Source organism: Methylocystis sp. WRRC1, from assembly GCF_020733155.1.
Lineage (GTDB): Bacteria > Pseudomonadota > Alphaproteobacteria > Rhizobiales > Beijerinckiaceae > Methylocystis.
In genome coordinates this window covers 1966401-1987521 of sequence record NZ_JAJFZJ010000001.1, presented here as the reverse complement: position 1 = coordinate 1987521, position 21121 = coordinate 1966401, and the positions used below count along the sequence as shown (strand labels likewise).

General features: G+C 66.8%; 22 protein-coding genes. 6 read left to right on the top strand and 16 right to left on the bottom strand.

The genetic code is table 11. The features are described 5' to 3' along the window. Positions 1-88: 88 nt before the first annotated feature. Complete coding sequence (locus tag LG047_RS09575) at positions 89-1408, top strand: dihydroorotase (RefSeq protein ID WP_227966450.1); 1320 nt, start codon at positions 89-91, stop codon at positions 1406-1408. Positions 1409-1417: 9 nt separating this feature from the next. Here the strand turns inward: LG047_RS09575 and LG047_RS09570 are convergent, their stop codons facing one another. After that, the gene (locus LG047_RS09570) at positions 1418-1924 is read right to left on the bottom strand and encodes a hypothetical protein (protein ID WP_227966449.1); all 507 of its coding nucleotides are present in this window, start codon (positions 1922-1924) and stop codon (positions 1418-1420) included. Between the two features lie 90 nt (positions 1925-2014). On the opposite strand from LG047_RS09570, the gene LG047_RS09565 reads away from it, so the two are divergent. The 3 genes from LG047_RS09565 to LG047_RS09555 are packed head-to-tail and all read left to right on the top strand — an operon-like array spanning position 2015 to position 5293. Beyond that, positions 2015-4456, top strand: a complete 2442-nt coding sequence (locus LG047_RS09565) for a TIGR02302 family protein (protein WP_227966448.1) — start codon at positions 2015-2017, stop codon at positions 4454-4456. A gap of 60 nt (positions 4457-4516) precedes the next feature. After that, positions 4517-4705: a twin transmembrane helix small protein gene (locus LG047_RS09560; protein WP_036284203.1), complete on the top strand. Its 189-nt coding sequence runs from the start codon at positions 4517-4519 to the stop codon at positions 4703-4705. A gap of 3 nt (positions 4706-4708) precedes the next feature. Beyond that, a complete protein-coding gene (locus LG047_RS09555) occupies positions 4709-5293 on the top strand; it encodes a cob(I)yrinic acid a,c-diamide adenosyltransferase (RefSeq protein WP_227966447.1) in 585 nt (194 codons plus the stop codon). 7 nt (positions 5294-5300) lie between these two features. On the opposite strand, the gene LG047_RS09550 is transcribed toward LG047_RS09555, so the two are convergent. The 8 genes from LG047_RS09550 to LG047_RS09515 form a co-directional block, all read right to left on the bottom strand. Then, complete coding sequence (locus tag LG047_RS09550) at positions 5301-5792, bottom strand: TlpA disulfide reductase family protein (RefSeq protein WP_227966446.1); 492 nt, start codon at positions 5790-5792, stop codon at positions 5301-5303. Between the two features lie 5 nt (positions 5793-5797). Further along, a complete protein-coding gene (locus LG047_RS09545; protein WP_227966445.1) occupies positions 5798-7129 on the bottom strand; it encodes a sialidase family protein in 1332 nt (443 codons plus the stop codon). A gap of 87 nt (positions 7130-7216) precedes the next feature. After that, a complete protein-coding gene (locus LG047_RS09540; RefSeq protein WP_227966444.1) occupies positions 7217-7540 on the bottom strand; it encodes a hypothetical protein in 324 nt (107 codons plus the stop codon). Positions 7541-7544: 4 nt separating this feature from the next. Then, the gene (locus LG047_RS09535; protein ID WP_227966443.1) at positions 7545-8024 is read right to left on the bottom strand and encodes an energy transducer TonB; all 480 of its coding nucleotides are present in this window, start codon (positions 8022-8024) and stop codon (positions 7545-7547) included. 73 nt (positions 8025-8097) lie between these two features. After that, positions 8098-8811: an energy transducer TonB gene (locus LG047_RS09530; RefSeq protein ID WP_227966442.1), complete on the bottom strand. Its 714-nt coding sequence runs from the start codon at positions 8809-8811 to the stop codon at positions 8098-8100. Then, complete coding sequence (locus LG047_RS09525; RefSeq protein ID WP_036284196.1) at positions 8808-9314, bottom strand: biopolymer transporter ExbD; 507 nt, start codon at positions 9312-9314, stop codon at positions 8808-8810. Before LG047_RS09525 ends, LG047_RS09530 begins: the two co-directional genes overlap by 4 nt. Continuing rightward, positions 9314-9958 carry a MotA/TolQ/ExbB proton channel family protein gene (locus tag LG047_RS09520; protein WP_036284195.1) on the bottom strand — a complete coding sequence of 215 codons (645 nt, stop codon included), beginning with the start codon at positions 9956-9958 and terminating at the stop codon, positions 9314-9316. Before LG047_RS09520 ends, LG047_RS09525 begins: the two co-directional genes overlap by 1 nt. 164 nt (positions 9959-10122) lie before the next feature. Continuing rightward, a complete protein-coding gene (locus LG047_RS09515) occupies positions 10123-10542 on the bottom strand; it encodes a DUF2946 family protein (RefSeq protein WP_227966441.1) in 420 nt (139 codons plus the stop codon). 210 nt (positions 10543-10752) lie between these two features. On the opposite strand from LG047_RS09515, the gene LG047_RS09510 reads away from it, so the two are divergent. Continuing rightward, on the top strand, positions 10753-11139 hold the full coding sequence (locus LG047_RS09510) for a DUF2946 family protein (protein WP_227966440.1): 387 nt from the start codon (positions 10753-10755) through the stop codon (positions 11137-11139). 82 nt (positions 11140-11221) lie between these two features. Continuing rightward, positions 11222-13840 carry a TonB-dependent receptor gene (locus LG047_RS09505; protein WP_227966439.1) on the top strand — a complete coding sequence of 873 codons (2619 nt, stop codon included), beginning with the start codon at positions 11222-11224 and terminating at the stop codon, positions 13838-13840. Positions 13841-13920: 80 nt separating this feature from the next. Here LG047_RS09505 and LG047_RS09500 read toward each other — a convergent pair whose 3' ends face one another. From LG047_RS09500 to groL, 7 genes are all read right to left on the bottom strand, one after another. Further along, complete coding sequence (locus tag LG047_RS09500) at positions 13921-15318, bottom strand: NAD(P)(+) transhydrogenase (Re/Si-specific) subunit beta (RefSeq protein WP_227966438.1); 1398 nt, start codon at positions 15316-15318, stop codon at positions 13921-13923. A gap of 4 nt (positions 15319-15322) precedes the next feature. After that, positions 15323-15772: an NAD(P) transhydrogenase subunit alpha gene (locus LG047_RS09495; RefSeq protein WP_036284188.1), complete on the bottom strand. Its 450-nt coding sequence runs from the start codon at positions 15770-15772 to the stop codon at positions 15323-15325. 37 nt (positions 15773-15809) lie between these two features. Beyond that, positions 15810-16943 (bottom strand): Re/Si-specific NAD(P)(+) transhydrogenase subunit alpha, encoded by a 1134-nt coding sequence (locus tag LG047_RS09490; RefSeq protein WP_036284187.1) that lies wholly within the window; start codon positions 16941-16943, stop codon positions 15810-15812. Between the two features lie 76 nt (positions 16944-17019). Beyond that, positions 17020-17163, bottom strand: a complete 144-nt coding sequence (locus tag LG047_RS09485) for an aa3-type cytochrome c oxidase subunit IV (RefSeq protein ID WP_036284186.1) — start codon at positions 17161-17163, stop codon at positions 17020-17022. Positions 17164-17401: 238 nt separating this feature from the next. Beyond that, complete coding sequence (locus LG047_RS09480; protein WP_227966437.1) at positions 17402-18325, bottom strand: right-handed parallel beta-helix repeat-containing protein; 924 nt, start codon at positions 18323-18325, stop codon at positions 17402-17404. A gap of 30 nt (positions 18326-18355) precedes the next feature. Then, positions 18356-19291: a right-handed parallel beta-helix repeat-containing protein gene (locus LG047_RS09475; protein ID WP_227966436.1), complete on the bottom strand. Its 936-nt coding sequence runs from the start codon at positions 19289-19291 to the stop codon at positions 18356-18358. A gap of 160 nt (positions 19292-19451) precedes the next feature. After that, complete coding sequence (groL, locus tag LG047_RS09470) at positions 19452-21092, bottom strand: chaperonin GroEL (protein ID WP_036284181.1); 1641 nt, start codon at positions 21090-21092, stop codon at positions 19452-19454. Between the last annotated feature and the right edge of the window lie 29 nt (positions 21093-21121).

The window sequence follows — 21121 nt, the reverse complement described above, 5'->3', positions numbered from 1 at the left end:
GTCGAGTTTTCCTTGTGTCGCGCGCGCCCTTGGCGCATGAGCGTCAACTGCTTATCTGGAGCATGACACTGCAAGCGAGGCGCCATCCATGAATTTCGACGTCATCCTCTCCGGGGGCACGCTCGTCAACCAGGACGGGGAGGGCCTGCGCGACGTAGGGATACGCGACGGCAGGATCGCACAGATCGGCGACCTCTCGCGCGCCTCGGCCGGAGAGCGCGTCGATTGCCGCGGCCTGCACGTCCTGCCCGGCGTGGTCGACTCGCAGGTGCATTTCCGCGAACCGGGCGCCTCCCAAAAGGAAGACCTCGAATCGGGTTCGCGCAGCGCCGTCCTGGGCGGGGTGACGGGCGTTTTCGAAATGCCCAACACCAATCCGCTGACGAGCACCGCCGAGGCGCTCGCCGACAAGGTCGCGCGCGGGAGCGGGCGCATGCATTGCGACTTCGCCTTCTGGGTCGGCGGCACGCATGACAATGCGAAACATCTCGGCGAGCTCGAGCGCCTGCCGGGCGCCGCGGGGATCAAGGTGTTCATGGGCTCCTCGACGGGCTCGCTGCTCATCGCCGACGACGCGGGGATCGCGGAGGTTCTGGCGCATACGCGGCGGCGCGCCGCCTTCCACAGCGAGGACGAGGATCGTCTGAACGAGAGAAAGCCGCTGCGCGTTCCCGGCGACGTCTCGTCGCATCCGGTCTGGCGCGACGAGGAGACCGCGCTGCGCTCGACGCGGCGCCTGCTCGGGATCGCTCGCGAGAAGCGCGCGCTGATCCATGTGCTGCATGTGACCACCGAAGAGGAAATCGCGCTGCTCGCGGACCACAAGGATCTCGCCAGCGTCGAGGTCACGCCGCATCATCTGACGATGGATTCGAGCGAATATCAACGCATCGGCGCGCTTGCGCAGATGAACCCGCCGGTGCGCGACGCGCGCCATCGCGAGGGCCTTTGGCGCGGACTCCGGCAGGGCGTCGTGGACGTCGTCGGCTCCGACCATGCGCCGCATACGCTGGAGGAAAAGGCGAAGCCCTATCCCGAGAGCCCTTCGGGCATGACGGGCGTGCAGACGCTCGTGCCGTTGCTGCTCGACCATGTGAACGCCGGCCGGCTGACGCTCCAGCGTTTCGTCGATCTCACCAGCGCCGGCCCCGCCCGCCTCTTCGGAATGGCCGCCAAGGGCCGCGTCGCGGTGGGTTACGACGCCGATCTCACGATCGTCGACATGAAACGCAGGGAGACGATCCGCAATTCATGGATCGCCTCGCGCGTCGGCTGGACGCCCTATGACGGCAAGGAGGTCGTCGGCTGGCCGGTCGGGACGTTCGTGCGCGGCGCGAAGGTGATGTGGGAGGGCGATCTCGTGACGCCGTCGACCGGGGCGCCGATACGGTTTCACGCTGCGTTGTGAGGCGGCGCGTCAGTCCTCGCTCCAGAAATAATGCCAGACGCCGTCCGCCGCGATCCCGAGCCGCATGGGGCGCGGCTTCCCCTCGGCGTTGGAGCGCGCCAGATCGCCGAAGCGCACGCAGCGCCATCTCGCCCGCGCCTCGTCATCCGTCGCCGCCGGCGCGGGATGGCGCGCGAAGGCGGGCCATTCATAGAGCGTGACGGGCCCGCGCGCGACCTTCACAAAGGGCTGCGCCAGCACGGCGCGGAGGATCGTTACAATCTCCCGCCCCCTCCCGTCGAAGGACAGCGCCTTCAGGATCTCGATCGGGTCCGTTCCGGCCTTGAATGTCCCGCTTTTCGCGAAAAGCGGACGCACCTCGTTCCAGTCGATCGGGACGCGCAGCGCCTCCACGTCGTTCTTCTCCAGCCCCGCGAGAATTTTCTCGCGGATCGCCGTGACCGGCGCCGGCAGGGCGGCGAGGTCGGTGTAAGGCCCGGAGACGACGTCGGGGGCGGGTTTTTTCGCGCGGGTCATGGCCGGCCATGTTAACCGTCATCGCCGAGGGTTTGTCCAATCTCCTTGGAAACGCCATCTAGAGGGGCGAAACTCGCGGCCGGAGAGAGAATGACCGATAAGCAGGACGCCGACACGCCGGAAGACGAAACGGGCGCGAATTCGCCCCAGCTGGAGACGATGCTGAGACGTTCGGCCGCCGCGATCCTCGCGGAGCGGCTGTGGCGTCTCGGGGCGGCGCTCGCGACGCTCGGCCTCTTTTTCCTCGCCCTGTCCTGGATCGGCCTTTGGCGCGCGGTTTCTGTCGAGGCTCGCGTGGCCGGGGTCGCGCTTTTCGGCTTCGCGGCGTTTTTCCTCCTCGCGCGCGAAATTGCGCGGGGCTGGCCCCGCCGGCGCGCCGCGCTCCACCGCCTCGACGCGGGCGCTGACGCGGCCCTGCGGCCCGCCGCCTCCCTCGACGACACGCTTGCGGCGAAGGACGCCGATCCGGCGACCGCGGCGCTCTGGTCGCTGCATCGCAAGCGGCTCGAGGCGGCGCTCGCCAGCACGCCTGTCGCCCCGCCGTCGCCGCGCGTGCCGGAGCGCGACCCCTATGCGCTGCGCGCCTTCGCGCTTGTCGCGGCGATTGCGGCGGCCTTCGTGGCCGGGGACGAGAAACGCGCCCGGCTCGCCGCGGCCTTCGACTGGCGGGCGGTGAATCTTCTTGGCGCTTCGCAGCGCATCGACGCCTGGTTCGAGCCGCCGGCCTACACCGGCCGTCCGCCGATCGTGCTTGCGCAGGAGAGCGGCGTGATCGAAGCGCCGGCGAATTCGCTTCTGCGCCTGCGCCCGGCGGACACGAGCGTGACCATGGAGGGCGGCCTTGCGCCCGTCGAGCCCGCTGACCCCCCCGCCGCGAAGGAGCGCAGCTACAGTCTCACGGGCGACGCGCGCCTCGCGCTTCCCGACGGCCGCACATTCGACGTCGCCGTCATTCCCGACAGGCCGCCGGCAATTTCTCTCTCCGACAAGCCGCGCAACAATGTGCGCGGCTCCATGACGCTCGGCTATCGCGCCGAGGACGATTACGGCGTCGCGGGCGTCGAGGCGGTCTTCAGCCGAAAGGCGAAGCACCGCGCGCTCTATGAGCCGCCGCGCATGGCGCTGCCGCCGCCCGCCGGACCCGGCGCGCTCGGCGAAGGCAAGGCGACGATCGATCTCGCCGACAGCCCCTACGCCGGCGCGAAAGTCGCCATGCAGCTCGTCGCGAAGGACGCCGCCGGCAATGAGGGCGCGTCCGATCCGGTGGAGGTGATCCTGCCGCAGCGCCGCTTCACCAAGCCGCTCGCCCGCGCGCTCGTCGAACAGCGGCGCAATCTGGCGCTCGACCCGGAAGCGCGCGCCAATGTGCGCGCGGCGCTGGAGGCGCTCTCGCTCGCTCCCGAGGCCTTCGACACGCCCGCCGCGGTTCATCTCGGCCTGCGCGCCGCGCGCCGCGGTCTGGAGGGCCGGCGCAGCGACGACGATCTGCGCGGCGTCGCCGACATGCTGTGGGCGATGGCGCTGAGCATAGAGGACGGCGACTCCTCGCAAGCGGAGCGCGATCTGCGCGCCGCCGAAAAGGCGCTGCGCGAGGCCATGCAGCGCGGCGACAGCGAGGAGGAGATCGCGAAGCGCTCGCAGGAGCTGCGCGCGGCGCTCGACAAATTCCTCGAGCAGCTCGGCGCGCGGCCCACGCCGGGACAGCAGCCGCGCGAAAGCGCCAGTGACGGAAACAGCGTCACGCCCGAAGACCTGCAGTCCATGCTCGACGACATCGAGAAGGCCATGAAGTCCGGCGACATGGAGGAGGCGCAAAGGCTCCTCGACGAGCTTCAGGACATCATGGAGAATGTGCAGACAGCGCAGGAGGGCGTGCGTCAGAGCCAGCGCAACCGCGAAATGTCGAAGGCGCTGAAGGAACTCGATCAGCTCTCGCGCGAGGAGCAGCAGCTGCGCGACGACACTTTTCAGGGAATGAAAAATCCGGACGACGAGGACGAGGATCGGCCGGGCCGCGGCGGCGCGAAAGGTCAACAGCGGAGCGACGATTCCGGTGGGGAGCGCAACCGCCAGAAGAGCCTGCGCGAAAGGCTCGAACGTCAGCAGGACGCGCTGGGCGCCGACGGCGGCGAGGCGGACGAGGAGCTCGACGAAGCCCGCAAGGCGATGAAAGAGGCCGAAGAAGCGCTCGGGCCCCAGGGCGAGGGACGCGGCAAGGCGGTGGACGCGCAGGGGCGCGCCGTGCAGGCGCTGCGCAAGGGCGCCGACAAGCTCGCGCAGCAGATGCGGGGCGAGGAGGGAGAGGAAGGCCAGCAGGGCGCCGGCCGCTCCCGCGCGCGCGGCGGCAAGGGACGCGACCCGCTCGGCCGCTCGTCCCAGGGCAAGAACGCGTCGCGCGAAAAATACGATCCGCTGGGCCTGCCGCCGGCGCAGCGCGCCCATCGCGTGCAGGAGGAGTTGCGCCGGCGCCTCGGCCAGCCCGAACGCCCGACGGAGGAGCTGGATTATCTCCAGCGCCTCCTGCGGCGATAAACGTCTTGCCCTCGTCTGCGCGCTTCACTACTCCCTGAGGAGAAATCCGCGGGGAGCGCCATGGCTATTTCCAACATTCTCGTCGCCGTCGCCGTCGGCGCGGTCGGCCTCGTGCTGATTGCAGGCTTCGTCAACATGTTTCTCGGCGGCGCGCCGGGCCGCTCGCAGAAACTCATGCGCTGGCGCGTCGGCCTTCAATTTCTGGCGCTCGCGCTCGTGCTCGCGGTGCTCTATGCGCGGGGACGCTGACGAATGGTCAAGCTCGACAGAATCTACACGCGTGGTGGAGACAAGGGCGCGACCTCGCTCGCGACGGGCGCGCGCCGGCGCAAGGACGACATTCGCGTCACGGCCTATGGCGACATAGACGAAACCAACGCCGCGATCGGCGTCGCGCGTCTTGCGATCGAGGCGCGCGACGCGGCGCTCGACCGGATGCTGGAGCGCATACAGAACGATCTCTTCGACCTCGGCGCGGAGCTAGCGACGCCGCACGATCCCGCCAATCCGATCGATCCGGCGATGCGGCTTTCGATCCTGCCCTCGCAGGTGGAGCGGCTGGAGAAGGAGATCGACGAACTGAACTCCGGCCTCGCGCCGCTGCGATCCTTCGTGCTGCCGGGCGGCACGGCGGCGGCGGCCTATCTGCATCTCGCGCGCACCATCTGCCGGCGCGCCGAGCGCGTGATGGTGACGCTGGGCGAGACGGAGGGCGAGGACCTCTCGCCGACCGCGCTCGCTTACGTCAACCGCCTGTCGGACTTCCTCTTCGTCGCCTCGCGCTACGTCAACCGCGAGAAGGGCGACGTGCTGTGGAAGCCGGGCGCGACCCGGTAGAAGGATTTTACTTTCCCGCGTTCTTCGCCAGCCAGGCCGTCACCAGCGGATCGTCGACCGCCCCCGTCACCGTCGTCACGCCGCCATCGGGTGCGACGAGCGCGGTGAAGGGCAGTTCGCCGCGCCACATCTTGTCGACCTCGAAATAGAGCTTCTCGACGAAACTGTCGGCAAAGCCGTAATGCGTCGCCTTCGAGAGGCCCGCTTTCGCCAAGCGCGCTTCGGCGCGCGGACGCTCCTCATCATCGTCGATGTTCACGAAGACGACGTCGACGCCCTTCTTCTCATCGATGATCCGGGCCCATTGCGGCAGCTCCGCAAGACAGGGCGGGCAGGTCACGGACCAGAAATGCACCATCATCGGCCGGCCCGCATGCGCCTTCACGAGCTCCGCGAAGGCTCCGCGCCCGTAGGGCTGGAAGTCGAGCGCGAAAGCCCCGCTGGCGACGAGGGCGAAGGAAAGAGCCAGGGCGGCGAGGCGCATCGGTCGTCGGGTCATTGCGATCACCGAAGCGCCGCCGCGCTCTTTTCGTCGCGCGGCAGGGGCAGGAGGCGATAGCCCTCCTTGTTCGTGACCCAGGAGAGATAGGCGGCGCCCTTGTTCGCGACGAGTTCGGGATGATCCGACGCGTCGGCCGTCTGCGCGATGACGCGCGGCGCGCTCCAGCTCTTGCCGCCGTCGCGCGAGATTTGCATCGGTATGGTCGTCGTTGTTCCGTCGAACTCCTTCCAGACGCGGTAGAGCCGGCCCTTCACCGCGAGCAGCGTCGGATGCGACGGCGCGCGCGCGTCGTCGCCGAGCTTCTCGGGCTCGGAGAAGCTTTTGCCGCCGTCGGCGCTATGCGCATAGAAAAGGCCCTGACGGTTCTTGCCCTTGGTGAACCAGGCGACGTGCCAGACGCCATTCGCGTCGATCGCGAGACCGGGCCCGTGATGCGGGCAACTGTTGATCGCCCAATTGTCGTCGGATACGCGCCCGCCCGCGAGCGTCGCGCCATCGGCGGAGAGCTTCGCGGCGTAATGGTCGCGCACGCCGTCGTCGAAGACCTGCCGCCAGGCGAAGACCGGCAGTCCGTCCCTGTCGAGCGCGGAGGCCATGCGGCAACATTCGCAGGCGTGATCCATCATGATCGACTTGCCGTTGAAGGTCGCGCCGCCGTCGTCCGACCAGCCGAAGGCGACGCCGCTGCCGGCGAATTCCTTGCCCTCGGCCTTGGCCTTCAGCGCGTGGGTCTTGTCGAGCCAGCCCGCGTAGATGCGGCCCTTGGGGGTGACGACGAAGGCCTCGAAACGCTGGCCGCCCTCGGTGAGGATCGGCTGCGGCGCCGAGAAGGTCTTGCCGCCGTCGGTGGAGCGGGCGGTGAAGATCGTGCCGATCATCACCTTGTCCGGGCGCGTCGTGTAGCTGGCGAGGAGCCCGCCGTCATTCAGCGCGACGATCTTCGGGCGCGAGTCGCCATGCGAGTCGATCACGCCGTCGCCGATGGTTGCGATCGTGATCGGCGCCGAGAAGGTCTTGCCATTGTCGCCGGAAGACGCGGCGTAGACGGATTTGCCGACCGCGAAGGCGACCCAGAGCCTGCCCTTGCGGTCGAAGGCGGGATTAACCGTCATGGCGCAATCCGGGCGCGTATCGGCGCAGGCGGGCGCGGCGTGATGGCTCATCGGCGCCTTCGCGCCCGCGTCGGGCGCGGGAGACGGGGACGCGGCCGACGGGGCCTTTGCGCCTTCCGCCGGCGCCGCCGGAGCGTTCTCGGCGAGCGCGGCCGTCGTCAGGCCGAAGGCGAATGCGGCGGCGAGGCCGGCGCGAAACTTGACGGGACGGGCTTTACTCATCTCTGCGCCTTTCGATGCGGCGACGCGGGCTGGCGCCTTCGCCGGTGAATTCCTTTTGCGAAAAGGGCGGGTCGCTCCGCCACATGTTCATTCCAGGCCGAAAAAGCTCAACCCGTCGTTCTCGGCGCCGGGCGGCGGAGGCTTCGCGCGGGCTCCGGAGCGGGCGGGCCTTGGGGGGCGAAGGATTTGCGCGGCGGCCGGGCGCGGGGCGGAGACGCTATTGAGCGTCTCCACGCGGCGTCCGCCGTCCTTTTCGAAGCGGCGCATGTGTTCGAGGTCTTTCGCCGCCTCGTAATTCCGGGTCGTGACCGGACGGAACGGAAAGGCGCCGCGTCCGTCGTCCCACTCGAAGGCGCTCGCGGGCGCCGCGAGGGCGCCGATCAGACAGAGGCTGGCGGCGAGCGTCTTCATGGCGCTATCGGAACCGGAAGACCTGCCCCACGTCCATCGAGCCGCCGGGCGGCGGCGGCGTCTGGACGCCGGCCAGGATTTTCTTGACGATCTCGGCGTGAGCCGGGCTCGATGTCTTGTCGATGGTGACTTTCTCGACCTTGCCCGAGGCGCCGACGATGAAGCTCGCCTTCACCTCGCCCGGCCCGGAGGCGTTGTCCTGCGGCGTGTTCCGGGCGATTTCGGCGTAGAGCAGGCTCAGATATTTGCTTTCGGACATGGCGCCCGCCGGGGCGGGTGACGCCGGCTTCGCCGCGGCCGCGGGCGCTGTGCTTGTGGGCGCGGGCTTGGCGGTGGCGGGCTTGGCGGGGGCGGCGGGGGGCGACGCCGTCGTGGCCGCGGGCGGCGCAGGAGGCGCGGCCGGTTTCGCGGTTTCGGCGTGAGCGGCGCCCAAAGCTGCGATCGAGCAGGCGAAAGCGAGACCGGTTCGGGGCGGAATCTTCATGCTGGGCGATTTCCGGTTTCGGCCGGATCGAGGGCCGGATGCGGCGGACGCGAATTGCGTCCGCCGGTTCTTGTCAATGGAAGGTGAAGCCCTGGCTCACGAAGGCCGAGGCGCAACTGCTCGGTCCGCGCGACGAGGAGACGATGCGCCGCGCGAGCGCCGCATGCGCCGGGCTCGAGCCCGAGGCGGATATCCCCGAGATGCCGCCGCCCGCATTGATGTGGAAGGTCACGCTGGCGTGGCCCGGGCCGAGACTCGTCGCGCCCGGCGTATGCCGGCGCAACGCCGCCGCGACATGGGCGAGGCAGGTCGCCTGCGAGGCGCCCGATCCCGCCGCGTGGCCCTCGGGCGCGCCATAGCGACGCCGCGCCTGCGCCTCGCGGCGTTCCTGGGCGTGTTCGACTTCCTTGCGCTCTTCCCGCTTCTTCTCGACCTTCTCGGCGTCTTCCTTCTTCGCCGGGAGCGGCGGCGCGTCGGGCGACATCACCATCGGGGGCGGCAGGGCGAGTTCTGGCTCCTCCACCGCCACGGGGGGAGGGGTGTCCTCGGCCTCGCTGACTTCCTGCTGCTCGAAGAAGTCGCCCTCGGGGACGAGATCCATGCTGATCGAGTCGAGCGAGGTAATCTTCGGCGCCCCCGCATACATGAAGCCGACGAAGACGGCGACATGCGCCAGAACGATCGCGACAATCGCGACCGGCCGCAGCCACGGAGGCTGTACGCGCGGCGTTCCGGGAGGCTCCTGACCTTCGCCGAGCATGTCCGGCATAAGCGCGACGTCTGTCATTTAGCCGCTCCCCCCGCCGCCGGCGTGCTCGCAGCAGGAGCGCCTGACGCGGGCGCCCCGGTCTTCGTGGCCGGGCCGGTCTTGCTGCGCGAATGGGTCATGATCGCGATATGGGTGATGCCATTGTTCGCGAGCTTGTCCATCACCGCGACGACCTGGCCATAGACCGCCTCGGTGTCGCCGCGCACATGCACGATGCGGCTCTGGTCGTCGCCCATCATGGCGCGGATGCCGTCGATCAGCGCCTCCTCGGAAACCGCGTCCGAGCCGAGCGAGACCGCGCCGTCCTTGCCGACCGTCACGACGATCGGATCCTTGTGGTTCATGGGCTGCGCGGAGCTCGCCTGCGGCAGGTTCACCTTGACGCCCTTGGCGAGCAGCGGCGCCGTCACCATGAAGATGACGAGCAGCACCAGCATGACGTCGACGAGCGGCGTCACATTGATGTCGGCCAGCGGCTGGTAGAGATCGTTGTTGTTCTTGAAGCGGCTGGGGAGCGCCATTATGCGGCCTCCTTCTGCTGACGGGCGCGGGCGTTGGGAGCGCTGGTCATGCGCAGCGCCTCGTCCTCGATGTAATGCGCGACCTGCTGGCCGAGGCGGGCGAAGGCCGAGCCGATACGGTTATAGGCGACCGACGCCGGGATGGCCGCGGCGAGACCGTAGGCCGTGGCGGCGAGCGCCTCGGCGATGCCCGGCGCGACGACCGCGAGGCTCGTGTCCTGCGACTGCGCGATGCCCGCGAAGCTGGTCATGATGCCCCACACCGTGCCGAACAGGCCGACGAAGGGCGCAACCGAGGAGATCACCGCGAGATTGGGCAGGCCGCCTTCGGCCTTCGTGAGAAATTCGCGCGCCGTGCGGCTCATGTGCTCGGCGATGCGCTCGCGCTTGTCGCCAATGGTCTCGTCCGGCAGATCGAGGGCGAAGGCTTCGCGACCGGCCGCCTCGACGGGCGCAAGGACGCCGACCGGGCCGCCCGATCGCGCCGATGCCGCCGCCTTGCTGATGCGCATCACGGCGACCACGCCCTCGACGATCAGGACCCAGGTCCAGACCGAGGCGAGCAGGAGCATCGCCATAACGATCTTGCCGACCGGACCCGCGTTGAGAAACATGCTGAGAGGGGATAGCGACGTATGATCCATTGAACTCACTCATTCTCGACGACGCGCGCGCACTATCCGGCGAAGGCGGACGTCTGCTGTTGATTTTGTCGTGATCCGGACGCATTGGGCGTCCCTGACCGGCCATCTTAAAGCATGCAGCACGTGGGCCAATGCTTCGGCGAGCCGATCGGAAAGTTTCCAAGTTAGGCGGGCGGCGCGCGCGCGCCGTTGACCCGGGGAGGCGGAACGCTCTTGGGCTCGCGCGACGTCGCGACGCGATAAGCGACGGGCGCCGCCGCCGGCGCGGGCCGCACGACTGTCGCCAGCCGCTCGGGCAACACGGCCGCGCCCGCGTGCGCCGCGAGGCAACAGTCCGGACAATGGCGATCTGTTGATGTGCGTTTTTCGGGAGCCGCTTCGCCCGCCGCGTCGGCGTGATGCGTCATGTGACGCTTGAAGCACGCAAAAAGACCGACGCTGGCGGCGGCGTTGTTTCTGAGGGCGAAGGTCGCCGCGCTGGCGTTGACCGCGCCCGATGTCACAACGCTGAACATGAGCGACCATATTGCTACGACCGCGATGGCCGCGCGTAGTCTGTCGCTGATGTCGCGCCCCTGTGACATAAATGTCTCTTAACGGATTTTTTAAGCACTGACAACGCGAACGGCCTTGGACTGTCTCACGTCTGGCGACAGTGTTGACAATCAAGCCGTTAACGTTAACGCGCGTTTTTTCGAAATTCCCGCGCCCCGCCATTCGACGGAGGGCTCCCGGGTCCCGGGGACCTGCACGTTCGGGCGCGCGCTGAGTCAGAAGGGCCCGTCGCACCGCTCATGCGTCGACATCTGTTCGCAGCGTTCCTCATTTGCGTCGCTCTTCTGACGCAGCTTGGCGCGCCTTTTGCCGGCGGTCTGGCGACGACCGGCGGCGTCTTCGCGGACGCGATCCGGTGCGAGATCCACTCGATTGTCGCCGGGCCGACCGCAGATTCGTCGGCCGGGCGCCTCAACGGCGGCGACACGGCGCCGCCGGCACATGATCATGCGTCCTGCGCGCTTTGCCAGCTCGGGGTCGGAGACGCGCCGGTCGAAACGGCGGCGGCGCCCGTGCGCATGGTCCGGATATTCGGGCGGATCACCATTGCGGAGAGCGCGGCGCCCGTCATCGGATTCTCCCTCAATCGCAACGCTCCCGCCCGTGCGCCGCCTGCCCGCGTCTGATCCTCGCAGCAACGAACCGGCGGCGTCTCGGGCCGCGATCAGAAGCGCCGCCTTTTCGGCGTAGGGTAGGGAAACCGAAATCATGCACCGTCAGCATCTCTTGCGCGGCGTTTCCGTCTGCGCGCTCGCGTTCATTGTTCTCCCGGAATGGGGCGTCGGCTCCGCCGCGGCCCAGCAGTCTCTGCCGACGATCGACGTGGGCGCCGGCGCCCCGCGGGCGTCGACCCAACGGCGAGCAGGCGCTCCGTCGCAGGGCGCGCGCGGCGCCACGCCGGCGCCCGCGGCTGAACCCTCCCCCGTCCTTTCGAGATGGTCGCCGACCTTGCCGGACGGCAGGCCGGCGTTCGTCGAGAAATGGCAGCTTCCGAACACGGTCGCGAGCGTCACGCGCAAGCAGATCGAGCGCACCATCAACATCGTCGACACGGAAGACGCGGTGAAATACATGCCGTCGCTCTTCGTGCGCAAACGCAACAACGGCGACACCCAGGCAGTTCTCCAGACCCGCACCTGGGGCGTGAGCTCCTCGGCGCGCAGCCTCGTCTACGCCGACGACCTTTTGCTGACGGCGCTCATCGGCAACGACAACACCATCGGCGCTCCGCGCTGGGGCCTTGTCGCGCCGGAAGAAATCGAACGCGTCGACTTCCTCTACGGCCCCTACTCGGCGCAATATCCCGGCAACTCGATGGGCGGCGTGCTCAAGATCACAACCCGCATGCCGGAGAAGCTGGAAGTCACCGCGAAGGAGACGTTGTCAGTCCAGGATTTCTCGCTGTGGGGAACGTCGAAGGGTCTCGTGAACAATGTCATGAGCGTCTTCGCCGGCGACAGGATCAACGACTTCTCCTGGACGATCTCCGGCAATTGGCAGCGCGGGTCGCAGCAGCCGCTCACCTATGTCACGGTCAATAATCTTTACGCCTATCCGGGCGCCTATTTCGCGACGAACGTCTATGGCATGGGGCCGGCGAACGTCATCGGCTCGGCGGGCAATCTCGCCAATGATCAGGTCAACGGCAAGCTGAAGTTCGCCTATGACTTCAGCTCGACGATTCGCGGCACGTATACGCTCGGATTCTGGTCGAACGACGGGACGTCCTATCCGGAAAACTATCTCGTCTCGGGCTATGGACCCTATTTTGGCGCTCAGGCGTCAAGCACGCCGCCGTCGCTCAGCAACAGCACGCTGCAGACCTTCGCGACCCAGGGCTACTACCGGGTTCAGGAGAAGATGCTGACCAACGCCGCGGCGATCAGGTCGAACAGCGGCGGCGTCTTCGACTTCGAACTGTCGGCCTCGAACTTCTCCTATCTGCAATCCAATCAGATTTCTCCCTGGTCGGCCGCCATCCCGCTCGGCGGTTACACGCAGACGGGCCGCGACACGGTCTTCACAGGCACTTACTGGACGCTTCTGGATCTCAAAGGCGTCGTGCGCCCGCCGGAAGGGATATTGAAGGGCCACGACATCAGCTTCGGTCTCCATGGCGACCAGTTCCACCTCAACAATCCAGTCTGGCTGACGACGAACTGGACAGCCGGCCAGGCCTCGAGCCTTGGCGGCGCGGTTTCCATCGCGCAGGGCACGACGCGGACGCAGGCGCTCTGGCTCCAGGACGCCTTCAACATATATCCGGATCTGAAATTCACGACCGGTCTGCGCGCCGAACACTGGGCAGCCACGGACGGCTACAACCAGGCCGCAGGCGTCAACAACTTCGGCACGGGCTTTACGGGCAATCCAACCGGATGGATGCCCATCTATCAGCCCAACCGCGCGAGCACGCGCTTCTCGCCGAAAGGATCGCTGCAATATACGCCGGATAATTACTGGACGATCACGGGCTCGATCGGCATGGCCAATCGCTTCCCGACGGCGAGGGAGCTCTATAGCCTCGCGACGATCGCTGCGAGCGGCGTTGCCGCCAACCCGAATCCGAATTTGCGGCCCGAGGTCGCGCTCACCAAGGAGATCGCCATCGAGCGCAAGGTCGGCCCGGACGGCTCCGCGCGCGTGACCTTCTTCGACGAGGAAGTCCGCGACGCGATCATCAATCAGCAGAGCTTCATTCCCGGAACGGTGCAACTCGTCCAGTCGCCGACCAATGTCCAGCGCATCCGCAACAGCGGGGTCGAGGTGGCGTTGCAGAAGGACAATGTGATCTTCAAGGGCCTCGAAGTGCTCGGCAGCGCCACCTGGCTCAACGCACGGATCATTTCCAATCCGACCTGGGCGCCAAATCCTGCGAATTTCGAATTCCCGTGGTGCACGTCGGTCGCGGGCAAGACCGTGCCGAACGTGCCTGACTGGCGCGGAACCCTGGCGCTGACCTACCGGCCGGACGATCATTGGGCATTTACGCTCGCAGCCCGCTACCAGGGCCGCATGTGGCGCACCATGGCCAATAACGACCGCGCCTACGGGATCTACCAGTCCTTCGATCCCTTCTTCGTCGTCGACACCAAGATCCACTACAAATACAATGATCGCTTCTCTTTCGACTTCGGCGTCGACAATATCGGCAACTACAAATACTTCCTGTTCCATCCCTTCCCGCAGCGGACGTTCTACCTGGCCGGCAAGTATGAATTCGGGACGGACAAGCATGGCTCGCGGGGCGTTTTCTACACCGGCAATGAGGGCGGATGGCCCGACGTCGCCAGCTGGTTTCAGCCGGCGGCCTTCACGATCGATTGATCGACGAAATCGAGCGACAAGAAAGGCCCGGGAGAAATCCCGGGCCTTCCTTTTTCAGTGTTCGCGGCGGTTTCGACAGGTCAGTGCGTCAGCGCCTTGACGATCGACTCGACGGTCTTCTTGGCGTCGCCGAAGAGCATCATCGTATTGGGGCGGAAGAACAGTTCGTTTTCGACGCCCGCATAGCCGGAGCCCATGCCGCGCTTGAGGAAAAGAACGGTCTTCGCCTTCTCGACGTCGAGGATCGGCATGCCGTAGATCGCCGACGACGGGTCTGTCTTCGCCGCCGGATTGGTCACGTCATTGGCGCCGATCACGAAGGCGACGTCCGCCTGTCCGAACTCCGAGTTGATGTCCTCGAGTTCGAAGACTTCGTCGTAAGGCACATTGGCTTCTGCGAGCAGCACGTTCATGTGGCCGGGCATGCGGCCCGCGACCGGATGGATCGCGTAGCTGATCTCGACGCCCTCTTTCTTGAGAAGATCTGCCATCTCGCGCAGGGCGTGCTGCGCCTGCGCCACCGCCATGCCGTATCCGGGCACGATGATGATCTTGCCGGCGTTCTGCATGATATAGGCGGCGTCGTCCGCCGAGCCCTGCTTGACGTTGCGCGTCTCCTTTGCGCCAGAGACCGCCGCCACCTCGCCGCCGAAACCGCCGAGGATGACGGAGATGAAGCTGCGGTTCATCCCCTTGCACATGATGTAGGAGAGGATCGCGCCCGAGGAGCCGACCAGCGCGCCGGTGATGATCAGCGCGAGATTGCCCAGCGTGAAGCCGATGCCCGCCGCAGCCCAGCCCGAATAGGAGTTGAGCATCGACACGACGACCGGCATGTCGGCGCCGCCGATCGGGATGATGAGCGTCACGCCCAGCACGAAGGAGACGAGGATCAGCAGAAATAGCCAGATCCCGCTCTCCGTCCCGCAGAACAGGGCGATCAGCCCGACGAGCGCGACGCCGAGCATGATGTTGATCGTGTGACGCTCGGGCAGAAGGATCGGCTTGCCGCTCATGCGCTCGGAGAGCTTGAGAAAGGCGATGATCGAACCCGTGAAGGTGATCGCGCCGATCGCGGCGCCGAGCGACATTTCGAAGAGGCTGCCGCCTTCGATCTGACCGGGCGCGCCGATGCCGAAGGCGTGCGGCGCGAAGAAGGCGCTGCCCGCCACCAGCACGGCGGCGAGGCCGACGAGCGAATGGAAGAAGGCCACGAGCTCCGGCATCGCCGTCATGGGGATGCGCTGCGCGACATAGGCGCCGACGCCTCCGCCCGCGGCCGCGCCGACGACGATGAGGACCAGACCCGCGAGCGGAGGCAGATGCAGCAAAAGCGTCGTCGCCACGGCGACCGCCATGCCGATCATGCCGTAGCGATTGCCATCGCGGGAAGTGGAGGGAGAGGAAAGGCCGCGCAGCGCGAGGATGAACAGCACGCCGGCGACGAGATAGAGAAGGGCCGAGATATTGGCGCTCATGGCGTCAGCCCTTCTTCTTGTACATGGCGAGCATGCGCTCGGTGACGAGGAATCCGCCGAATATGTTCACACAGGCGAGCGTGAGCGCGATGAAGCCGAACCATCGCGCCCAGCCGGCGCCGGTGTCGCTGACGCTCGCGGGCTCGACGCCGACGGAGAGCAGCGCGCCGACCACGATGACGGAGGAGATGGCGTTCGTCACCGACATCAGCGGCGTATGCAGCGCCGGCGTCACCGACCAGACGACGTAATAGCCGACGAAAACCGCAAGCGCGAAGATCGCGAGGCGGAAAACGACCGGATCGATCGCGCCGCCGCCGAGCCCATGCGACGTCACCGCCGCCGCCGTCTGGGCGATCTGGTCGGAATAATGCTGGGCCTGGTCGGCCAACTGACGGGCGGCCTCCGCCGCGGCCCGCGCCTTTTCGAGCAATTGCTGCGTGGAATCGGTCATCGCTTGACGCCCTTTGCTGGATGGATTTCGGGTCGGCTCAGGCCTGTTTGAATCGCGGATCGATGACGGCGCCGTCGCGCGTGAGCGCCGTCGCCTTCACCAGCTCGTCTTCCCAGTTGATCGCGAGCTGCTTCGTCTCCTTCGAGATCATGGTCTCCACGAAGGCGAGCAGGTTCTTGGCGTAGAGGTTCGAGGCGATGGGCGCCATGCTGCACGCCAGATTGGCGGCGCCGACGATCTTCACGCCATTCTCGACGACGGTTTCGCCCGGCCGCGTCAATTCGCAGTTGCCGCCGCGCTCCGCCGCAAGATCCATGATGACCGAGCCCGGCCGCATGGATCGCACCATCTCCGCCGATATGAGCCTGGGGGCCGGACGGCCCGGGATGAGCGCCGTCGTGATGACCACGTCCTGCTTGGCGATGTGGGAGGCGACGAGTTCAGCCTGCGCGGCCTGATATTCCTTCGACATTTCCTTGGCGTAGCCCCCCGCGGTCTGCGCCTGCTGGAACTCCTCGTTCTCGACGGCGAGGAATTTCGCGCCGAGCGATTCGACCTGCTCTTTCGTGGCCGGGCGCACGTCGGTCGCCGTGACGATCGCCCCCATGCGGCGCGCCGTGGCGATCGCCTGCAGGCCCGCGACGCCGACGCCCATGATGAAGACCTTGGCCGCCGGCACGGTGCCCGCCGCCGTCATCATCATCGGGAAGGAGCGGCCATATTCCGCCGCCCCGTCGATCACCGCGCGATAGCCGGCGAGATTGGCCTGGGAGGAGAGCACGTCCATGGATTGCGCGCGGGTGATGCGCGGCATGAACTCCATGGCGAAGGCGATGGCCCCGGTCTTCGCGAGTTCGGCGAGCGCCGCCTCGTTGCCGAAGGGGTCCATGATCGCGATGACGGCGAGATTCTGCCTCGCGCCGGCGAGTTCGGCGGCCGAGGGGCGGCGCACGCGCAGCGCAACGTCGGCGCCCGCGAGCGTGGTTGCGGCGTCGGGGCCAATCATGGCGCCGGCCGCCGCATAATCCGCGTCGGAGAAGCCGGAAGCGGCGCCGGCGCCGGCCTCGACGGCGACCTCCGCTCCCATACTGACGAATTTCTTGACGGTTTCAGGGGTCGCCGCGACGCGCGGCTCGGCTTTATCCGTTTCAGCCAATACGGCTATGCGCATGACGAACTCCGGTTGCGTTGAAAACCGTCGCCGTCATGGGAGCCCCTGACGGCTTGGCGTGAGGGGCTTTGCGCGGTCAGCGCGCGAGGAAGAAGTAGAGCGCGAGCAGCGTTATCGCTGAGGCCGCCGCTGAGAACTTCAGGAGCCAGAGGAAGCCGTTGTAGGTCTTTTCATGTTCGGCCCAGTCCGCGTCCGCGCCGGCGCCGCGATTGCTCGCCATCGAAACCACTCCCGATTCTCAGGTTGCCGCGCGAACGGAAGCGCCGCGCGTAACCGAATGCTAACCGAGCGCGATCCGTACCGCAACGTCCCGAGCCCGCGCGCTTTCGTCGCTCCCGCACAAAGGCGCCGAATGGCCGCGACGCATGAAAAAAGGCCCCGCCGGAAGCGGAGCCCATGGATGGATCTTTCGCGCGCGCGAAGAAAATTATTCCCCCGAACATTAACGCATGCGGGCGTCAGTGAAGCGGCGCGGCTGTGAACGCGCCCAGCGCGTCGTCCGTATTGCCCCGAATGACATTGTCGCCCGAACTCTCGATCATCGGCGCGCCCGGCGTCTTCGCGGCGACGGCGTTGCCCGTCAGCGTCGAGCGGCTCAGACGAATGATAGCGGAGTTGGCGATGACGCCGAATGGAAAGCCGCGCAGCGTGGCGCCTCTCAAGACCAGAACGGCGCCCTGGGCGGCAAATCCGGCGCGGCCGTCGGCGGAGCCGCCCGGAGCGTTCGTCGCGGAGCTGTTTTCGATCACGACTGCGTTGAAGCTGGTTTCGGACGCGCCGGACAACTGCATGCCGCCGAGAAAATTGTCGGTCAGCCGCAGGTCGGTCGCATAGCCGCCCGACACGGCGGCGTGGACCCCAAATCCGCCGTTGTTGGCGATGGTCGTATTGGAAAACACGAAGGTCGGATTGTTGCGGTTATTCATGAACACCCCGTCGCCGGTGGCGTTGCGAATGACGCTGTCCGCGAGTTCCAGCCGTTTTCCCAGATTGAAGATCACCCCCCAGGTGTTTGGGCCGTTCCCTTCGATCGTGAGCCCGCGCAGCCGCACGATGGCGAGGGGATTGACGTTGACGCCGATCGCGCTGGCGAATGGCGCATTGGCCCGCACCAGCGCGGCGCCCCGGCTCTCGTTCACGATATTGACCGACTTCGTGAGAGAGACGGCCGCGTATTCGCCCGGATCGAGGATATTGATGTAGCCGCCCGTTGCGACGGCGTCTTGCGCGACCTGCAGACTGCGGCAGGGAGCGGAAATGGTCCCGCAGCCGGTCGCGTCCGTGCCGCGCGTCGAGACGAAGACCAGGGTCGGGGCGGCAAGAGCCGACGATGCGAAGAGGCTGAGCGCGCCTGCGATGGCGCATGAATATCGCGTGAGCATGCTGTGACTCCAAAAAAGTCTGGTGAAATTTCAGTGATTGCTCACGGGCGTCAGCGCGGAGAGCGCGTCGTTGGCGTTGGCCCTGACGACATTGTCGCCGAAACTTTCGATTACGCCGCCCTGCTTCTCAGCCGCCGTATTGTTGCCGACGAGCGTAGAGCCCGAAACACGAAGAACGCCGCCATTATTGGCCGAAACGCCGATCCTGTTGTCCTTCGACGTGGTCTCGCGCAGCGTCAGACGCGCGCCGGCGCCGGCGACGCGAAAGCCCGCGCCGGGACTGACCGCGCGATTGCCCATGGCGACGCTTTTCGTGACCACGACCTCCGTGAGCGCAGAGGACGTATTCTCCAGAAGGGCGCCGCCCATTGCATTTTCGAGGAGCTGCACGCCGTCCATTTCGCCCTTTGCATTCGTCGCGGCGGGAATGGCGCGCAGGCCAAAACCGGCGTTGTCGGAGATGACGGTGTCGATGACCGAGAAACGGCTGTTGGCGCCAGCGAGCGTGACGCCGTTGCTCGTGAAGTTGCGTATGGCGGAGTCTGCGATCTCGAGTCGGGCGCCGGAGCGGAACACGACGCCATTGAGGCCGACGCCGCCGCCCTCTATGGTGAGGCCTCGCAGCCGCACGACATCGGCGGCGCCGGCAAAGACCTGCACCCCGTTCTTGCCCGCGCCCGTCGGCTGCACGAGGGCGACGCCCGTTCCCGCATAGACGACATCGACCGATTTGGTGATGGTGAGCGCGCCATATTCGCCGCTTTCCATCACGTCGAGCTGGCCGCCCGGCGCGACGAGATTTTGCGCATATTGCAGCGTGCGGCAGGGGCACGCGACGCTTCCGCAGCCGGCGGCGTCGACGCCGCGCGCAGACACCGCAACGAGATTTGATGCCGCGTGAACCGGCCCCGCAAGACCGGGTGTCAGCAGAAGACTCGCGACAAAAACGGGAAAACGCCGCCGCATGATGATCCGCTCCACAAATTCAATGTTTCAATGGGGCCGCGTTTTCGCGGCGAATGAAAACTAGAGCTGTACAATTACCAGTGAATGAATCGCATGAAACGAAGAAAGCCCCGGGTCTCCCCGGGGCTTTCCGTGCTGAACAGTTGCTGAAGCGGTGGACTTAGAAGTCCATGCCGCCCATGCCGCCCATGCCGCCGGCCGGCATCGCGGGGGCTTCCTTCTTCGGCGCCTCGGTGATCGTCGCCTCGGTGGTGATGATCAGCCCGGCGATCGAAGCGGCGTCCTGCAGCGCGGTGCGCACGACCTTGGTCGGGTCGATGATGCCGAGCTTCATCAGGTCGCCGAACTCGCCCTTCTGGGCGTCGAAGCCATAGCCATATTCGGTGGCCTCGAGCAGCTTGCCGACCACGACCGCGCCGTCGCCGCCGGCGTTGTCGACGATCTGGCGCGCCGGAGCCTGGATGGCCTTGCGCACGATGTCGACGCCCGTCTTCTGGTCGCCGTTGGCGGTCTTGACGCCGTCGAGCGCCTTGATGGCGCGCAGCAGCGCAACGCCGCCGCCGGGCGACACGCCTTCTTCAACGGCCGCGCGGGTCGCGTTGAGGGCGTCGTCGACGCGGTCCTTCTTCTCCTTGACTTCAACTTCCGTCGCGCCGCCGACGCGGATCACCGCAACGCCGCCCGCGAGCTTGGCGAGACGCTCCTGGAGCTTCTCACGGTCGTAGTCGGAGGTGGTCTCCTCGATCTGCGACTTGATCTGGGCAATGCGGGCCTCGATGTCCTTCTTGTCGCCGGCGCCGTCGATGATCGTGGTGTTCTCCTTCTCGATGCGAACGCGCTTGGCGCGGCCGAGCATGGGGAGCGTCACGTTTTCGAGCTTGATGCCCAGATCCTCGGCGATCATCTGGCCGCCCGTTAGGATGGCGATGTCTTCGAGCATGGCCTTGCGGCGATCGCCGAAGCCCGGCGCCTTCACGGCGGCGATCTTGAGGCCGCCACGCAGCTTGTTGACGACGAGCGTGGCGAGCGCCTCGCCCTCGATGTCCTCGGCGACGATGACGAGCGGCTTGCCGGTCTGGACGACCGCCTCGAGGATCGGCAGCAGCGGCTGCAGCGTCGACAGCTTCTTCTCGTGGATGAGAAGATAGGCGTCGTCGAGCTCGGCGATCATCTTCTCGGCGTTGGTGATGAAGTAGGGGGACAGATAGCCGCGGTCGAACTGCATGCCCTCGACGATGTCGGTCTCGGTCTCGAGGCTCTTGGCCTCCTCGACCGTGATGACGCCCTCATTGCCGACCTTCTGCATCGCCTTGGCGATTTCCTCGCCGATGAAGCGGTCGCCATTGGCCGAGATGGTGCCGACCTGGGCGATCTCGTCGTTGGAGGTGACCTTCTTGGAGTGGGCCTTGAGGTCGGCGACGATGGCCTCGACGGCGAGATCGACGCCACGCTTCAGATCCATCGGGTTGAGGCCGGCGGCCACGGCCTTGGCGCCTTCCTTGGCGATCGAGGCGGCGAGCACGGTCGCAGTGGTGGTGCCGTCGCCGGCAATGTCATTCTGCTTGGAGGCGACTTCACGGACGAGCTGGGCGCCGAGGTTCTCGAACTTGTCGGAAAGCTCGATCTCCTTGGCGACGGTCACGCCGTCCTTGGTGATGCGGGGCGCGCCGAAGGACTTCTCGATCACGACATTGCGGCCCTTCGGACCGAGCGTGACCTTGACGGCGTTGGCGAGGACTTCGACGCCGCGCAGAATGCGGTCGCGCGCGTCGGTGGAGAAACGGACGTCTTTGGCAGCCATTTAGAAACTCCTGGAGATGATTTGAAAGC

Coding starts and splice junctions, on each gene's coding strand:
- LG047_RS09480 (WP_227966437.1), bottom strand. CDS start 18,325: ATGCTCACGCGATATTCATGCGCCATCGCAGGCGCGCTCAGCCTCTTC.
- LG047_RS09495 (WP_036284188.1), bottom strand. CDS start 15,772: ATGACCGATTCCACGCAGCAATTGCTCGAAAAGGCGCGGGCCGCGGCG.
- LG047_RS09515 (WP_227966441.1), bottom strand. CDS start 10,542: ATGTCACAGGGGCGCGACATCAGCGACAGACTACGCGCGGCCATCGCG.
- LG047_RS09530 (WP_227966442.1), bottom strand. CDS start 8,811: ATGACAGACGTCGCGCTTATGCCGGACATGCTCGGCGAAGGTCAGGAG.
- LG047_RS09535 (WP_227966443.1), bottom strand. CDS start 8,024: ATGAAGATTCCGCCCCGAACCGGTCTCGCTTTCGCCTGCTCGATCGCA.
- LG047_RS09560 (WP_036284203.1), top strand. CDS start 4,517: ATGGCTATTTCCAACATTCTCGTCGCCGTCGCCGTCGGCGCGGTCGGC.
- LG047_RS09550 (WP_227966446.1), bottom strand. CDS start 5,792: ATGACCCGACGACCGATGCGCCTCGCCGCCCTGGCTCTTTCCTTCGCC.
- LG047_RS09545 (WP_227966445.1), bottom strand. CDS start 7,129: ATGAGTAAAGCCCGTCCCGTCAAGTTTCGCGCCGGCCTCGCCGCCGCA.
- groL (WP_036284181.1), bottom strand. CDS start 21,092: ATGGCTGCCAAAGACGTCCGTTTCTCCACCGACGCGCGCGACCGCATT.
- LG047_RS09510 (WP_227966440.1), top strand. CDS start 10,753: ATGCGTCGACATCTGTTCGCAGCGTTCCTCATTTGCGTCGCTCTTCTG.
- LG047_RS09555 (WP_227966447.1), top strand. CDS start 4,709: ATGGTCAAGCTCGACAGAATCTACACGCGTGGTGGAGACAAGGGCGCG.
- LG047_RS09570 (WP_227966449.1), bottom strand. CDS start 1,924: ATGACCCGCGCGAAAAAACCCGCCCCCGACGTCGTCTCCGGGCCTTAC.
- LG047_RS09575 (WP_227966450.1), top strand. CDS start 89: ATGAATTTCGACGTCATCCTCTCCGGGGGCACGCTCGTCAACCAGGAC.
- LG047_RS09500 (WP_227966438.1), bottom strand. CDS start 15,318: ATGAGCGCCAATATCTCGGCCCTTCTCTATCTCGTCGCCGGCGTGCTG.
- LG047_RS09485 (WP_036284186.1), bottom strand. CDS start 17,163: ATGGCGAGCAATCGCGGCGCCGGCGCGGACGCGGACTGGGCCGAACAT.
- LG047_RS09565 (WP_227966448.1), top strand. CDS start 2,015: ATGACCGATAAGCAGGACGCCGACACGCCGGAAGACGAAACGGGCGCG.
- LG047_RS09525 (WP_036284196.1), bottom strand. CDS start 9,314: ATGGCGCTCCCCAGCCGCTTCAAGAACAACAACGATCTCTACCAGCCG.
- LG047_RS09505 (WP_227966439.1), top strand. CDS start 11,222: ATGCACCGTCAGCATCTCTTGCGCGGCGTTTCCGTCTGCGCGCTCGCG.
- LG047_RS09490 (WP_036284187.1), bottom strand. CDS start 16,943: ATGCGCATAGCCGTATTGGCTGAAACGGATAAAGCCGAGCCGCGCGTC.
- LG047_RS09475 (WP_227966436.1), bottom strand. CDS start 19,291: ATGCGGCGGCGTTTTCCCGTTTTTGTCGCGAGTCTTCTGCTGACACCC.
- LG047_RS09520 (WP_036284195.1), bottom strand. CDS start 9,958: ATGGATCATACGTCGCTATCCCCTCTCAGCATGTTTCTCAACGCGGGT.
- LG047_RS09540 (WP_227966444.1), bottom strand. CDS start 7,540: ATGAAGACGCTCGCCGCCAGCCTCTGTCTGATCGGCGCCCTCGCGGCG.